A 14,909-nucleotide genomic window follows, 5' to 3' on the forward strand; every position below is an offset into this window, starting at 1 on the left:
TGGCCAAAATGAATGACTTATGTCTGTCATTCCGGCGGACAACACGGGCTCGTCACGGTTTCCCGGCCAGTCTGACGGTGCGCGAGCCGGGCTCGTCGCGCCGTGCGCGGGGCGGTCGAAGCGTTAGTCGGCGCTGCCGACGGTGAGCAGCTCGTGCGCGAGGCGCAGTCCTTCGAGCGTGAGGTACGGTTCGACGAGGTCGACCTCCGTACACAACGGCGCGACCAATTCGGCCAGGCCGCCGGTGGCAATCACCATCGGCTCTCGCGGCGATGGCCACTCGGCTTTGATGCGGCGCACGATGCCGTCGATCGCATCGACGGAGCCGAACATCACGCCGGCGCGAATGCAATCTTCGGTGCGTTTGCCGATCGCGCGCGCCGGCGCGGCGAGCTCGGTGGCGGGGAGCTTCGACGTGCGGCGCACCAGCGTGTCCAACGACGTGCGCACGCCGGGCGCGATGACGCCGCCCAGGAACACCCCGTCGGCTGTGATGCAGTCGTAGGTCGTGGCGGTGCCCAGATCGACGACGATGGTGTCGGTGTGGTGGATGCGGCTCGCGGCGAGCGTGTTGATGATGCGGTCGGCGCCGACGGTGAGCGGCTCGTCGACATCCAGCGCGATGGGCAGGGCCGAGCGGCCATCGATGACGACCGCCGTTACGCCCAACCAGGTTAGGCACGCCTCGGCGAGCGGACCGGTGACGGGCGGCACGACGGATCCGATCGCCGCGCCCGTGACCGCGGAGGCCGCGACGTCCCGCGACCGCAGCAGGCCCGACAGCTCGAGCCCGATCTCGTCCGGCGTGCGCGATGCGTCGGTCATCACGCGCCAGTGCGCGACGAGCGTGCGGCCGTCGAACAGGCCGATGGTCGTCTCGGTGTTGCCCACGTCGAAGGCGAGTATCACGCGTCCTCCTCGAAGACGAGAGAGCCGGACCGGCACGTGACGTCGCCGACGGCGGTGGCGACGAGGAGCGAGCCGCGCGCATCGATGCCCTGCACCACTCCCGGCGCCGGCAGGCGGCAGGCGCGGCCGCGCGCCATGTCGCGTTGCGCGTATTCGCCCAACTCGGCCTCCTTGAGCGCGCCGTGCGCCGCCGCGGCGCCGCGGATGGCGGGCACCACGGCCTCGAGCACCGGCACGCGCGATGCACCCGCGCGGAGCGCGCCGGCGTGCGCCACATCGGGCGGGAGGCGCACGTTGATGCCGATGCCCACCGCCACCCATTCGATGCGCTGGTCGCGCCAGCGCGACTCGACCAGAATGCCGCACACCTTCCCCGCGGCGACGAACAGATCGTTCGGCCACTTGAGCCGCACCGGCGATTCGGCAAAGCGGTCGAGCGCCCGCGCGGCGCCGATGCCTAACCGAATCGCCAGCACGTCGGTCGCCGCGGCGTCCGTTGGCCGTTCGAGCATCGCGAGCCAGATGCCGCTGCCGGCGACCGACGTCCAGCGCCGCCCCTCGCGTCCGCGGCCCGCCGTCTGGCGCTCGGCGATCACCAGCGAGCCCGCCGGCGCGCCCGATTCGCCTAACGCATGCGCGACGTCCAACGTCGACGTCACACTGTCGTGCACCTCGACGCGCGGCAGATCGAGCAGCGCCCGCAGCTCGTCCGCTCCACAGCCGTCGAAGGTTGCTTCAGCCACGATAGTGCACGATGAGGAGTACGGCCACACCGGCCAGCACGCGATACAAGGCAAAGATGCCATAGCTCCGGCGCGTCACATAGCGGAGCAGCGCGGCGATGGCGAGCCAGCCGCTGATCGCCGACGCCAGCACCCCCGCGACGAGCGGCGCGCTCAGTCCCTGCTCGTGCAGCACGTGCGGCACTTTGAGGATCGCGGCAGCGGCAATGATCGGCATGCTCATGAGAAAGCTGAACACCGCCGCGCTCTCCCGGTCGAACCGATCGGCGAGCCCGGCGGTAATCGTGGAGCCGGAGCGCGATACGCCGGGAATGAGCGCGAAGATCTGCGCGATCCCGATGAGCAGCGCGTCGCGCCAGTTCATGTCGTGCAACGTGCGAACCTCGCGCGCGCCGCGATCGGCGAGCCAGAGCAGAACGCCGAGGATGATCATGGCCCACGCGATGAGCGCCGGCGCGCGGAACGTGGTCTCCGCGTACTTGTCGAGCGCGAGACCGGCGATGCCACCGGGAATCGTCGCGATGACGAGCAACACCACCCGCCGCTGCGACTCGGTCGCGACCGTTCGCGTGGTGACGATCTCCCATGCGGCCCGGGCGAGCCGGATCCACTCATCGCGAAAATAGCCGAGCACGGCCACGAGCGTCCCGGTGTGCAGGGCGACGTCGAACGACAGGCCCGGCTCCGGCCAGTGGAGCAACCACGGTGTGAGCGCCAGGTGGGCCGAGCTGCTGATGGGCAGAAACTCGGACAAACCCTGGATGATGCCCAGCACTATTGCCTGGAAGAGCGTCATGTCGATCGAATTGCGAGGGAGACGTCAGGGACGGATCGTTAGGAACGCGGCCATGGCGCAGATCATGGCGAGCTTGAAGACGAGCGGGCTCCCGCGGTGGCCACGAACCGCGATGCCTACGGCATAGAGCACGAGCGCGGCGGCCGGAAGCACGGCTGCCGCAAACCACGGTCGGGCGGCGACGAACGGGAGCAGGAGGAGCAGAAACGCGAGCGATGCGACCGACAGCACGGCGACGGCAACGGAGACGCCGGCGCTCACGGGCAGCGTGCGCCGAGAGCCGGCGTCGGCGGGCGCGTCCTCGAGATCCTTGGCCACCTCGCGAGCGAGGTGCAGCGGGACGGCGATGATCACGAGGCTGATGGCGCCGCGCGGCCGGCCCACGGCCCATGCGCCATAGAGAAACGGGAGCGACGCGAGCACGGCGACGACGACGTTGCCCAACAATCCGGCGCGCTTGATCCACGGGCTGTACGCGTACATGAGCGCAACGACCGCCACGCTCAGGGCGCCGAGCTCGGGCAACGCTGCCGCTTCGAGCGCGACGCCCAACACACCGGCGGTCGTCGCAATGGCGCGCGCCGCGCGCGTGGACAGGCGTCCCGAGGGCAGCGGCCGGTCCGGGTGCGCGAGGCGGTCGATCTCGATGTCGGCGATGTCGTTCCAGACATTGGCGGTCACGGTTAGGCAGGCCGCGCCGACCGCGGCGAGCGCGATGCGCTCTCCGGGGCCCCACCCCACCCACCATGCGCCGAAGGCCACGCCCGACGCCGCGAGCGCGACGTTGGGCCAACGCGCCAGCCGGAGCAGCGCGTTAGCCAATCGTGCGCGCATAAAACGCTTCGTACCGGGCGACCATGTCGTCGCGGGCGAACCGGCGGCGCGCATCTGCCGCCGCGGCCGCGCTCATCTGCTGCCAGCGCACGCGGTCGCCGAGCAGCTCGAGCGACGCAGCGGCCATGCCGTCCACGTCGCCGACGTCGCGCAGGACGCCCGTCACGCCGTCGGTCACGACCTCGGGAATGCCGCCCACCCGCGACGCGACCACCGGCACGCCGCACGACAGCGCCTCGAGCGCGCTCAATCCGAACGATTCGCTCTGGCTGGGCAGCAAAAAGAGATCGGCGCTGGCGAGCAGCGGCGCGACGACGTCGATCTTCCCCAGGAAATACGTGTCGTCCTGCACGTTGAGGTCGCGCGCTTCCTGCTCGGCGGACGTGCGCTCGGGCCCGTCGCCGACCATCACCAGCACGGCGGGCCGCTCGCGGCGGATGCGCGCAAAGATCTGCACGATGTCGCGCACCCGCTTCACGGGCCGGAAGTTGGACACGTGCATGACCACGGCGCGGTCGCCGTTGCTGCCTAACTGCTCGCGGAGCTGCGGCGAATGCGACGCGCGGTTGTACAGTACCGGGTCCACGAAATTGTGGATCACTTCCACGGCGCAGCCGGTGCAGCCGAACGCCTTGTACGTCTCGTGCTTGAGAAACTGCGACACGGCCGTCAGGCCGTCGGAGCGCTCGATCGAAAACTTGGTGATGGTCTGGAACGACGGGTCCTGCCCAACGAGCGTGATGTCGGTGCCGTGCAGCGTCGTGATGATGCGCACGTCGACGTCATCGTTCTCCAGCATTTCCTTGGCGATCCACGCGCTCGTGGCGTGCGGGATGGCGTAGTGCGCATGGAGAATGTCGAGGCGGTGCTCCTGTACCACCTGGTGCATGCGCACCGCGAGCGCGAGGTCGTAAGGCGGATACTCGAACAGCGGGTAGCGCACGACGTCGACTTCGTGGAAGAAGATGCGCGGCAGGAACGCGGGCAGGCGAAACGGCTGCTGATACGTGATGAAGTGCACTTCGTGCCCGCGCTCGGCGAGCGCGATGCCGAGATCGGTGGCCACCGCACCGGATCCGCCGTACGTCGGATAACAGGTAATGCCGATCTTCATCCCATCCCCTCACGAGCGTCGTGCCACCAGGCCAGCGCGCGGTCGAGCGCATCGGGATCACGCGGATCGATACGCGTGACGTCGTCCGGCGACAGCTGATTGCGAATCCACGTGCGTTGACGCTTGGCGTACTGGCGCGTCGCGATCAGAATCTGCTCGCGAGCGGCGGCCATGCCTAACTCTCCGCGCGCGAGCGAACGTACGGCCGCGTAACCGGTGGCGTTCCACGCCGGCGCGGCGGCCGAGACGCCTGCATCCAGCGCGCGGGCCTCGTCGGGCCACCCTCCGGCGAGCATCGCATCCAGCCGCGCTGCGAGCATCGGCCCCAACGCGGGGCCTGGATCGACTACAAGATATCGCGCGCGCAGCGGCTTCGCCCCCGGCGCGGTACGATGCCACTCCGAAAGCGGAATCCCCGTGAGCAACGCGACTTCGATGGCGCGCTCGAGCTGCGCACGGCCGAGGCCGGCACGCGCGGGGTCGAGCGCGGTGCACCATCGCTGCAATTCCTGCAGGCGAAGCGTGCGCAGATGCTTCGCGATGTCCTGGCGCCGACGGACATCGAGCTCCGGTTCCAGGAAGAGCGGCGATGTGAGCGCGCGCACATAGAAGCCCGTGCCGCCCACGACCACGGGTTCGCGACCGGCGTGTCTGATGTCGTCGATCCACGCGGTCGCACCGTTCGCCCATGCGGCGGCCGAATAGCGTGTGTGGGGGTCGGCGACGTCGATGCCGAAATGCGGCACGCACGCGCGCTCGGCGGCGGTCGGCTTGGCAGTGCCGATGTCGAAACCGCGGTAGACCTGCCGCGAATCGGCGCTCACGATGCCTAACGGCGCGCGGGCGGCGAGCGCCAGCACGAGCGCGCTCTTGCCCGCGCCCGTGGGGCCGGTGACGACGCGGAGCCTACCGGCGGCCAAAGCGCCGCTCGAGCTCGTCCCAGGACAGCTGCACGATGGTCGATCGGCCGTGCACGTCGTGCGCCGGGAGTGTCGTGCGGGCGAGCGCCGTGTAGAGCGCGCGCATTTCGTCGGGCGAGAGCGGGTCCCCGGCCTTGATCGCCGCCTTGCACGCGAGCGTCGCGGCGAGATGATCGTGGCGCGATGCGGCCGAGGGCGAGCGGTCGCCGGTGAGCGCGGCGAGCGTATCACGCAAGCAGCGCGGCGCATCGAAGCGCGGGTGCGGCATCGGGACGGCGCTCACGATGAGCGTGTGTCCGCCGAAGCCCTCGATCTCGAATCCGAGGCGCTCGAACAGGGCGCGATGCTCATCGAACGCGTCGCCCTCGGCAGGGCCGAGGTGCAGCGTGATCGGGAAGAGCAAGCGCTGCGACGGCGCTTCGCCTCGCTCCAGCGTCCGCACGAAGCGCTCGTACAGCACGCGCTCGTGCGCCGAATGCTGATCGATGAACACGATGCCGTCGTCGTGCTCGAAGGTGATGTACGTGCGGCGCACCTGCAGGAGCGGCGGCACGGGCACCGGGTCGGCGCGCGGCTCGGCCGGCGCGTCGGCCGTCGGCATGGCTCCGTTAGGCATGGGCGGCTCGGCGGCCGGCGCGAAGGCCGGCGCCCGCAGCACGTCCCGATCGACCGGCACGCCCGGCGCGAAGGCCGGCGGCCAGGCGCCGCCCCGGCCGCCGAACGTCGCCGCGCTCGATCCGGTGCCGAGCGCGCGCCGAACGGCGTGCTCCACGACGCGTTCGGTGGGCCAGCGGTCCCGAAACCGCACTTCCGCCTTGGCCGGGTGCACGTTGACGTCGAGGCCGTCGTTAGGCACCGTGAGCTCGAGCAGCAGCGTCGGCCGCAACCCCGCGGGAATGGTGGAGCGGTAGGCGGCCTCCGCGGCGCGCACCAGGCCCGCATCGCGGATCGCGCGGCCGTTCACCGAGACGAAGAGCCGGCGGCTCGCCGTGCCGACATCGGCCGGACGCTCGACCAGTCCGGCGACGCGCACCTCGCCGCTCACGTCGTCCACATCCACCAGACGCTCGGCGAACGATGCGCCCCACAGCGCGCCGACGCGCGCGCGCAGCGTCGGCGCCGGCGGCAAGCCTAACACATTGCGGCCATCGTGGATCACGGTGACGCGCACGTCGCGACGCGTCAGCGCCAGCATCGTGAGCACGTCCACGATGCCCCGCCACTCCGAGCGCGCCGAACGCAAAAAACGTTGGCGCGCCGGGGCGTTGTAGAAAAGCCGCTCGACCGTGACCGACGTCCCGCGGCGGCGCGCCGCGTCGCTCACATCCGGCAACGACCCGCCCGACATCGTGATGCGCGTCCCCGCACCGTCGACGGCAGCCGTGTCGATCTCGAGCTGCGATACCGACGCGATGGCCGGCAACGCCTCACCGCGAAAGCCGAAGCTCGCGACGCCCACCAGGTCCTCCGACTGGCGGATCTTCGACGTCGCGTGACGCGCCAGCGCGAGCAACGCATCGTCGCGCTCCATCCCGCAGCCGTCATCGGCCACGCGGATTTTCACGCGGCCGCCGTCTTCGCACGTGACGTCGATGGAATGCGCGCCGGCATCGAGCGCGTTCTCGACCAGCTCCTTCACCACCGATGCCGGCCGCTCCACCACCTCGCCGGCAGCGATCTGATCGACCACCGTGTTGTCGAGGATGGTGATGCGCGGCATGCAGAAAGCTATGAGTGCCGCGGGAACAGCGTCAATTGCGCGCGAGCGAGGTGAGGTCGTCCGACTCGGCCCAACCGTGGCGTCCACCATCGGTGGTGACGCGCGCCCAGGGGCCTTCGCGTTCGACGACGCGCGCGATTTCACCGGGACGCAGCGTTGTCGAGCGATCGGAGGCGAGGGCCGGCAGGTCGTGCAGCGGCGCGTCCTCCGTCACGACAACGAGGTCGCGGCCGGCGAGTCGCGCATCGACAGCCGCGGCGAGCGCACCGAGCACAATGGCGACCGTCAGCGCGCCGACGATGAGCGGACGCGCGCCCGCCAATTTTCGGCGACGAGCGAGATACCAGCCCATGGCGACCCAGGCCGCGATCCAGAGCGCCGCGGCGACGAGCGCGATCGGTGCCGGCGGGACCGCCGGCACCGCGCCGAGTCCGCTCGCCGCTCCCAGGATTTCGAGACGATCCCGCACGTCGGAGGCAAGCGGTTCGATGCGCAGCGCGCGCTGCCAGCCAAGCGCCGCTCCGGCCGTATCACCAGCGCTGAATGCGGCGGTGCCGAAATTGGCCCACGCGTCCGCGGCGCGCGGGACGCGCGCCGTGATGTCGCCGAACACGCGCTCCGCCGCGGCGAAATGATGCGACTGATAGGCGACGACGCCGCGCTCGAAGAGCGCGGTGTCGGCATCGGGCGTCGCGGCGTGCACTCCGGCGGCGAACACGAGCAGGGCGAGGACCGCGGCAGTGACGGGCACGGTGCGCGGGCGGCATGCTTCGCGATCGATTGCGCGATACGTGCGCTCGACGCGCTTGGCGAGCTCCGGCGTCGCGCGCGCGGCGTCGGAGCCGTCGTTGGAGAACGCGGCGGTATCGAGCTCGTCGACTAACGCAGCGGCCGCGGCGGCGGTGCCGATCGAGACACCGGCGCGGCGCGCAGCGCGAGCAAGGACGCTCGGCTCGGCGAGCGTCGCGGGCACGGGGCCGGTGCCGAAGGCGCGGGCGCGGACGCGCGAGGCGACGGCGCGCAGAAATGCGCGCCGGAGCTCGCGCGTCGAGGGTGGGTCGGCGGCGCGCGTGAGCGCGAGGAGCGCGCGAGCCGGCGTCGCCGGCTTGCGCGCGCGTCGCGGCCGGCGCGCGGCGGCGAGGGCGAATGCCGGGAGCGGCGCGAGACCCACCAGCCACCAGAACGGCACCTGCGTGTATGGCTCGGGCGCGATCGGTCCGCGATACGTCGAGCGCAGCGTGTAGCGTGGCGGCGCGACGCCGGTGTCGCTGCTCGCGAGCGTCCCCGACGCGATCGTCATGGGGACAGCCGGTGCGACCGCCGTCTCGTAGCGGCGCGCATCCGGATCGAAGTACGAGTAATGGATCTCGGGTATCGTGAGGCGCCCGTCGTGCTGCGGCGTCACCACCCAATCGAATTCCTTGACGCCGCGGATGTCCAACGAATCGGGCGCCAGGTTGACGCGCTCCACCGTCGGCACCGCCGACGCCCATGGAATGGCGATCTGCGGTCGCGGAAACAGATTCACGTTGCCGCGGCCGGCGACGCTGACGGTGAGCAGAATCGGATCGCCGACGCGGCCACCTGTGCTGTCGACGTGCGACGCGATGTGCAGCGTGCCCACGGCGCCGTTCCAATCCGCCGGGCGGCCAGCTTCGGGCGGTTCGATCGCGATGACGACGGCGCTGTCGCTGCGCAGCTCGTAGGTCTCTTCGTGGCTGAAGAAGCTATACGTCAGCGGCATCGCGTACACGAGTCGCGCCGGCGGAATGGCGATGCGTCCTGGTGTGAGGGGGAACACGGCCCGCTCGTAGACGCGCGCTTCGTAGCGGTGCTGCCCAACGGTGCGCGTCGGAAAGCCGGACGCGGTGGCGGGCGGTTCATAGGCCATGAGGCCGCGCATCTCGGGGGCGATCGCCTCGAGCCGCCGCATGCGGTCGCGCACGTTGGTGTCGAGGAAGACGCCCAGCTCGTAGGTCGACTGCTGTCCCACGTAGACGGTTTCCGGCGCGGCGAGCACGCGCACGTTGACGGCGGCGCTGGTGTCGAGCGGCGCGCGCGTGACGATAGCCGGCGGCCGGCCCGAGCTGTCGATGCGCGACGCGCCGGGCGTCTGCACGCCTAACGCAAGGATCGCCAGGAGCGCGAGCATCACCAGTCCTTGCCGCCCGGCGGCGGCGTCGGCTGGTTTTCCTTCTGCTTGCGCGCCTGTACGTCGCGCTCCTCGCGCTCGGCGCTGTTGAGCAACTGCTCCGCCGAGCGCTTGTCGATGCCCGCGTTCGGATGTTGGGACTGCTTGGCCGCGGAGCCCTGTTCCGGGCGGTCCTGGTTGCGCGCTCCTCCGCCGCCGCCGCCGCCTTTCTTGTTCTTGTTGGCGAGCTCGTAGTTCCACTTGGCGTCGAGCTCGTTCGGCTTGAGCCGAAGCGCCTTACGGTAGGCATCGAGCGCCGACATGTACGCCTGCGAGGCGCCCTGTCCGGCCGAGGAGCGCGCGCGCTGCAGGTAGCCGAGTCCGAGGTTAAACAGCGCGCGATACCTGAGGTCCGCGTCGTCGGCGATCTGCGACGCATGCTCGAGCGCGGCCAGCGCTTCGTCGCGCTCGCCGGCGGCGAGGAGCGCCGTGCCCAGATTGTACTCGAGCCGCGCCGAGGCTTTGCCGCTGCGGAGCGCCTGTTCGTACGCCGCCGCGGCTTCCTTGTAGCGGCCGGCCTTGAAGAGCTTGTCGCCATCGGAGCCGCGCCCGTGCGTCCCTTCCGCCCGGGCCACGCGCGGCATGCCTAACGCAAGCACGAGCAGCAGCGCGGCCGCGATGCGCGACGCCGTCCCCGATGCGGCCGTCGCGCGGCGCGGGCGCCGCTCGGCAAGCATCGTGTCGGCCAGCACGAGCAGAATGGCCGGGATGAGAAAGAGCTGGAAGCGCGGTTTCCGCTCGCGACCCGTGGGCGTGGCGCGCCCCTCGCGCCGGAGCGCCGCCAGCGCGCGGCGAATCCGCGCCGCCTTGTCGGTGGCGCTGGCCTCGATGAACGTCCCGTGCGCGGCCTGTGCGGCGGCTTGCAGCATCTCCGGCGTGTAGTGTGTGATCACGATGTGGCCCGCTTGATCCTTCTTCTCAGTAATACCTTGCGGTCCAGCGATCGGGATGGTGGAGCCGTCGATCGTGCCAAAGCCAACCGTCACCACGGCAATCCCGGAGTCGGCCGCGGCCTTCGCGGCGGCCACGACGTCATCCACCGACTCGAACGACTCGCCATCGCTCATCACGATCAACGCCCGGTCGCTCGTCGTCGGCGTCGCCAACAGGAGCTGTGTGCCCTGTGCGATCGCGCGCGACATCGATGTGCCCGCTTCGCCGACAACCGTCGGATCGAGATTGTCGAGATACAAGTCGAGCGCCCCCTGATCGACGGTGAGCGGCGTCAAGATGTAGCTGCGGCCCGCGAACGCGACGAGGCCGAAGCGGTCGCCGCCGGAGAGCGCGAGGAGCCGGCGTGCCTCCTCCTTCATGTTTTCCAGACGACTCGGGTGTTCGTCGGTCGCGAGCATCGAGAGCGACGCATCCATGGCCAGCACGATGTCGACGCCGCTGCCCCGCTCGATGGTGCGCTCGGTGCCCCAGCGCGGGCCGGCAAACGCCACGCCGGCGAATGCGGCGGCGAGACCGATGAAGGTCGCGCGGCGCCACGGCGACCGCTCGAGCGCAGGCGGAAGCAAGCGTTCGATTGCCACGGACGCGCCGAGACGGCGCAGACGCGTGCGCCGGCGCTTGTACGCGCCGACGATGAGGAGCACGACCACGAGCACCAGCGCCGGCGTCGCCGCGAGCATCCACGGATCGTCGAAGAACGGCGTCTCGATCACGGCAGGGGCCCCCGCCAGGCGAGCAGCAGCACTTCGCAGGCGAGCGCCAGCAGCGCCGCGCCTAACGGCCAGCGGAATTGCTCCGTGTACCGCACGTAGGTCCGCGCGTGCAGCGGCTCGCGCTCGAGCTGGTCGATCTGCTGATAGATGTTCTGCAGCGCGGCCGCGTCGACGGCGCGGAAGTATCGTCCGCCCGTCGTGCGCGCGATGTCGCGCAGCAGCGCCTCGTCGATTTCGACCGGACGGTACTCGTAGCGCAGGCCCATGAGTCCGCGCCCAACGGGAACCGGCGCCATGCCTTCGGAGCCCACGCCGATGGTGTAGATCTTGACGCCGATCGCGGCCGCGGCCTGCGCGGCGGTGCGCGGATCGATCGCCCCGCGATTGTTCACGCCGTCCGTTAGGAGAATGATCACGCGTGACTTGCCCGGCGCCGTGCGCAGCCGGTTGGCCGCCGTCGCGATCGCCGTCCCGATCGCCGTGCCATCCTCGAGCTGTCCCGCCTCGAGGTTGTCGACCGCGGCGAGCAGCACCGGGTAGTCCACCGTGAGCGGCACCTGCGTGAGCGCTTCGGCGGCGAACGCCACCAGGCCGATGCGATCGTTGCGTCGCCCAACGATGAACTGCTTCACCTTGTCTTTCGCCACCTCGAGACGATTCTGCGGCTGGAAATCTTCCGACAACATCGAGCTGGACAGGTCGATCGCCAGCACGATGTTGATGCCTTCGGTGGTGACGTTCTCGGCGTGCGCGCCGGTGCGGGGCCGAGCGAGCGCGACGATGAGGCCGGCGAGCAGCAGGTTCCGCAGCGTGAACAGCGAGCGCGTCACGAAAAGGCCCGACCGCGGGCCGCGCGACAGCACGTCGGTGCGCGAGAACACGATGGCGGGCGGTCTCCGTCCGCGGCGCCACACCCACCACGCCGGCAGGGCGAGCAGCGCGAGGAGCACCCACGGCGCCCCGAAGCGCACGCTCTCCAGCCACGCCATCACGCGGCTTGCTCCGCCTTCTGCGCCGCAGCGGCGGCTTGTTCGACGAGGGCGTGCTCGACATGCACCACGATCGCGCGCGTCTCTTTCACCAGCTCGCTCGCGCGTTCGCGCGTCACCGGGCGGCGCGCGAACTTGATGAGATCCGTCTCGGCGAGCAGCGCGGCGGCGCGATCGAGCGGCACCGCGTTCACGTCGTGCACCGCGCCTAACAGTTCGCTGCTGGTGAGCGACCGCAGCGCTTCGGGGATGCGCGCCGCGAGGTAGTCGCGCGCGACATCGACGTTGAGGGTCACGAATCGTCCCCGCTCGCCGGCCTCGGCCAGCGCGAGCGCATCGAGGCGCGCGAACTCGCGTCGCGCCACGAGGAACGGCGAGAGCGCCGCTTCGGGACGCGTGCGGCCGCGGCGACGCCACCACCAGATTGCAGCCCAGGCGAGCAACAGGAGGACGAGCGCGACGAGCGCCCAGACCCACCACGCGATCCCGGCGGCCATGACATCGCGCGCCGCCTTCGGAACGCGCCGCGCCGAGTCGGCCGGGAGGACGCTGCTCACGTGCACGGTGTCGCCGGCGACGGGGTAGCTCAGCACGCGGCCGTTCATCGTCACCGCGACGTTGCCTAACCTGGCCGATTGGCCGCCCGTGTCCCAGGCGACGAGCCGGTAGACCGCGGTGCGTTCGACGAAGCCGGTATCGGTGGCGGTGGTCTCCTGCCGCGGATCCACCGCTTCCACCGAGAGTCCGCTGTCGGGGCCCACCGGCATGCCGATGTCCGCGCCTAACGGAGCGCGCACGCGCACGGTGACCACGAAGGGTTCGCCGACCGTGACCACCGCCGGACGCACCGAGATGCCCATCTCGACGCGCGACACCGCCCCGCCCTGCGGCGCCGGGGCGGCGAGCGCCGCGTGCGGCACGACGAGCATCGCCACGAGCGCCGCAATCACCGCCCGATCCCCCGCTCCATGCGCATGCGGAAAAAGCGCAGCAGCGGTTCCACGTAGCTGCGCTCGGTGCGCACCGCGATCTCGTCGATGGCCAACCGCCGAAAGAGCTGCGTGCGCGCGTCGCGCTCGGTGCGCACCTGCCGGTCGTAGCGCTCGCGCACCTTGCGATCGCTGGTGTTCACGTCCACCGTGGCGCCGGTCTCCGGATCGGTGAACCGCACCAGACCAACGTCGGGCAGCACGCGCTCGCGCGGATCTTCGATGGTCACCGCGACCACATCGTGTCGTTGGGCGAGCTGCTTGAGCGGACGCTCCAGCGCCGGCGCCACGAAATCCGAAATCACGAAGATGATCGTGCGGTGCGGCAAGAGCCGCGACAGATATTCGGTCGCACGCCCGATATTGGTGCCCGCGGACTCGGGCTGCCAGGCAAGCAGATCGCGCACCAATCGCAGCACGTGCCGCCGTCCCTTCCCGGGCCGCACGAGATGCTCGATGCGATCGGTGAACAGCAGCGCGCCGACGCGATCGTTGTTGCGAATGGCGGCCATCGCCAGGATGGCGCTCAGCTCCGTCGCCAGCTCGCTCTTGAAGCGCGACACCGTCCCGAAGCGCTCCGATCCGGACAGATCGACGGCCAGCATCACCGTGAGCTCACGCTCCTCGATGTAGCGCTTGATGTATGGGTGTCCCATGCGTGCCGTCACGTTCCAGTCGATGGCCCGCACTTCGTCTCCCGGCTGATACTCGCGCACCTCCGAGAACTCCATGCCCTGACCCTTGAACACCGAGTGGTATTCGCCGGTGAAGAGCGAGTCCACGAGTCCACGCGTCTTGAGCTCGATCAGCTTCACCTGCCGGAGCACGTCGGGACTGGGGAGGTGCGACGTCCGCATCACGGACTCTCGATGGCCGCCAGAATGCGCCGGATGATCTCGTCGCTCGAGACCTCTTCGGCTTCCGCTTCGTAGGTGGTGAGCACGCGATGGCGCAGGATGTCGGGGGCCACCGCCTTCACGTCGTCGGGCGTCACGAACGTGCGGCCGCGGAGGAACGCGTGCGCGCGCGATCCCTGCGCCAGAAAAATCGTCGCGCGCGGACTGGCGCCGTATTCGATGAGCGGCGTGAGGTCGGACAGTCCCGCCTCTTTGGGCGTGCGCGTCGCGTGGACGATGTCCACGATGTAATCCACCACACGGTCGTCCACGTACAACTCGGCGATGCGTCGCCGCGCCTCGAGAATGACGCTCGGACTTGCAACTGCGTCGATTGGAATCACCTGTCCGCCCGACATGCGCCGCATGATCTCCTTCTCTTCCTGTCGAGACGGATAGCCTACGTGCAGCTTGAGCATGAACCGGTCGACCTGCGCTTCGGGCAGTGGATACGTGCCTTCCTGCTCGATCGGATTCTGCGTCGCCAGCACGAGGAACGGCTCCTCGAGCGGATGCGTCACGCCGCCCAGGGTGACCTGTTTCTCCTGCATTGCCTCGAGCAACGCGCTCTGCACTTTCGCCGGTGCGCGGTTGATCTCGTCGGCGAGTATGATGTTGGCGAAGATCGGGCCCTTCTTGGCGCGGAACTGACCCGTCTGTTGGTCGAAGATCTGCGTGCCGATGACATCGGCGGGCAACAGATCAGGCGTGAACTGAATGCGCTGGAACGAGGTGTTGATTGCTTCGGCGAGCGTTTTGACCGTGAGCGTTTTTGCGAGACCCGGCACGCCCTCGAGCAGCACGTGTCCACCGGTGAGCAACCCGATGAGGAGTCGCTCGACCATGTAATCCTGGCCCACGATCCGGCGGCCGACCTGTTCGAGAATGCCCTGGACCAGCGCCGTATCGGCGGCCGGCATCGCGCGTGTCGCCACGACAGCTCCACACTGTGAAGGGTGAGTCGAAAACCTTCAGTAATACTACGCGTGGCTCAGGAAGGTTCGATGCGTCGGGAGGCGATCGTGTGTCCGGTCACGCACAATGAGCCTGCGGCATCGGTGCCGGCATGTACGGCTATCGAGACGCGGACAGAGCGCGGACACAACAGACACGACCCGAGCATAGCACTCTGCCCGTCCGC

13 protein-coding genes are annotated in these 14,909 nt (G+C 69.8%); all 13 read right to left on the reverse strand.

Annotated features, from left to right (window positions below):
• Positions 1 to 123 precede the first annotated feature (123 nt).
• The 13 genes from VFW04_18090 to VFW04_18150 are packed head-to-tail and all read right to left on the reverse strand — an operon-like array spanning position 124 to position 14,703.
• A complete protein-coding gene (locus VFW04_18090) occupies positions 124 to 909 on the reverse strand; it encodes a type III pantothenate kinase (protein ID HEX5181246.1) in 786 nt (261 codons plus the stop codon).
• Positions 906 to 1,652, reverse strand: a complete 747-nt coding sequence (locus VFW04_18095; GenBank protein ID HEX5181247.1) for a biotin--[acetyl-CoA-carboxylase] ligase — start codon at positions 1,650 to 1,652, stop codon at positions 906 to 908. The genes VFW04_18090 and VFW04_18095 overlap by 4 nt, the downstream gene beginning before the upstream one ends.
• Positions 1,645 to 2,448: an undecaprenyl-diphosphate phosphatase gene (locus tag VFW04_18100; protein HEX5181248.1), complete on the reverse strand. Its 804-nt coding sequence runs from the start codon at positions 2,446 to 2,448 to the stop codon at positions 1,645 to 1,647. Before VFW04_18100 ends, VFW04_18095 begins: the two co-directional genes overlap by 8 nt.
• Before the next feature lie 24 nt (positions 2,449 to 2,472).
• Positions 2,473 to 3,282, reverse strand: coding sequence for a UbiA family prenyltransferase (locus VFW04_18105; GenBank protein ID HEX5181249.1), 810 nt, complete (start codon positions 3,280 to 3,282; stop codon positions 2,473 to 2,475).
• Positions 3,263 to 4,396, reverse strand: a complete 1,134-nt coding sequence (gene bshA / locus VFW04_18110) for an N-acetyl-alpha-D-glucosaminyl L-malate synthase BshA (protein ID HEX5181250.1) — start codon at positions 4,394 to 4,396, stop codon at positions 3,263 to 3,265. The genes VFW04_18105 and bshA overlap by 20 nt, the downstream gene beginning before the upstream one ends.
• Complete coding sequence (gene miaA, locus VFW04_18115) at positions 4,393 to 5,316, reverse strand: tRNA (adenosine(37)-N6)-dimethylallyltransferase MiaA (protein HEX5181251.1); 924 nt, start codon at positions 5,314 to 5,316, stop codon at positions 4,393 to 4,395. The genes bshA and miaA overlap by 4 nt, the downstream gene beginning before the upstream one ends.
• A complete protein-coding gene (mutL, locus tag VFW04_18120; protein ID HEX5181252.1) occupies positions 5,303 to 7,036 on the reverse strand; it encodes a DNA mismatch repair endonuclease MutL in 1,734 nt (577 codons plus the stop codon). Before mutL ends, miaA begins: the two co-directional genes overlap by 14 nt.
• Positions 7,037 to 7,067: 31 nt before the next feature.
• Positions 7,068 to 9,188 (reverse strand): SH3 domain-containing protein, encoded by a 2,121-nt coding sequence (locus VFW04_18125; protein HEX5181253.1) that lies wholly within the window; start codon positions 9,186 to 9,188, stop codon positions 7,068 to 7,070.
• Positions 9,188 to 10,894, reverse strand: coding sequence for a VWA domain-containing protein (locus tag VFW04_18130; protein ID HEX5181254.1), 1,707 nt, complete (start codon positions 10,892 to 10,894; stop codon positions 9,188 to 9,190). Before VFW04_18130 ends, VFW04_18125 begins: the two co-directional genes overlap by 1 nt.
• Complete coding sequence (locus tag VFW04_18135; GenBank protein ID HEX5181255.1) at positions 10,891 to 11,883, reverse strand: VWA domain-containing protein; 993 nt, start codon at positions 11,881 to 11,883, stop codon at positions 10,891 to 10,893. Before VFW04_18135 ends, VFW04_18130 begins: the two co-directional genes overlap by 4 nt.
• Positions 11,883 to 12,833 (reverse strand): hypothetical protein, encoded by a 951-nt coding sequence (locus tag VFW04_18140; GenBank protein ID HEX5181256.1) that lies wholly within the window; start codon positions 12,831 to 12,833, stop codon positions 11,883 to 11,885. The genes VFW04_18135 and VFW04_18140 overlap by 1 nt, the downstream gene beginning before the upstream one ends.
• On the reverse strand, positions 12,830 to 13,729 hold the full coding sequence (locus tag VFW04_18145; GenBank protein HEX5181257.1) for a DUF58 domain-containing protein: 900 nt from the start codon (positions 13,727 to 13,729) through the stop codon (positions 12,830 to 12,832). Before VFW04_18145 ends, VFW04_18140 begins: the two co-directional genes overlap by 4 nt.
• A complete protein-coding gene (locus tag VFW04_18150; GenBank protein ID HEX5181258.1) occupies positions 13,729 to 14,703 on the reverse strand; it encodes a MoxR family ATPase in 975 nt (324 codons plus the stop codon). The genes VFW04_18145 and VFW04_18150 overlap by 1 nt, the downstream gene beginning before the upstream one ends.
• Between the last annotated feature and the right edge of the window lie 206 nt (positions 14,704 to 14,909).

The organism is Gemmatimonadaceae bacterium (assembly GCA_036273715.1).
Taxonomy (GTDB): domain Bacteria; phylum Gemmatimonadota; class Gemmatimonadetes; order Gemmatimonadales; family Gemmatimonadaceae; genus JADGGM01.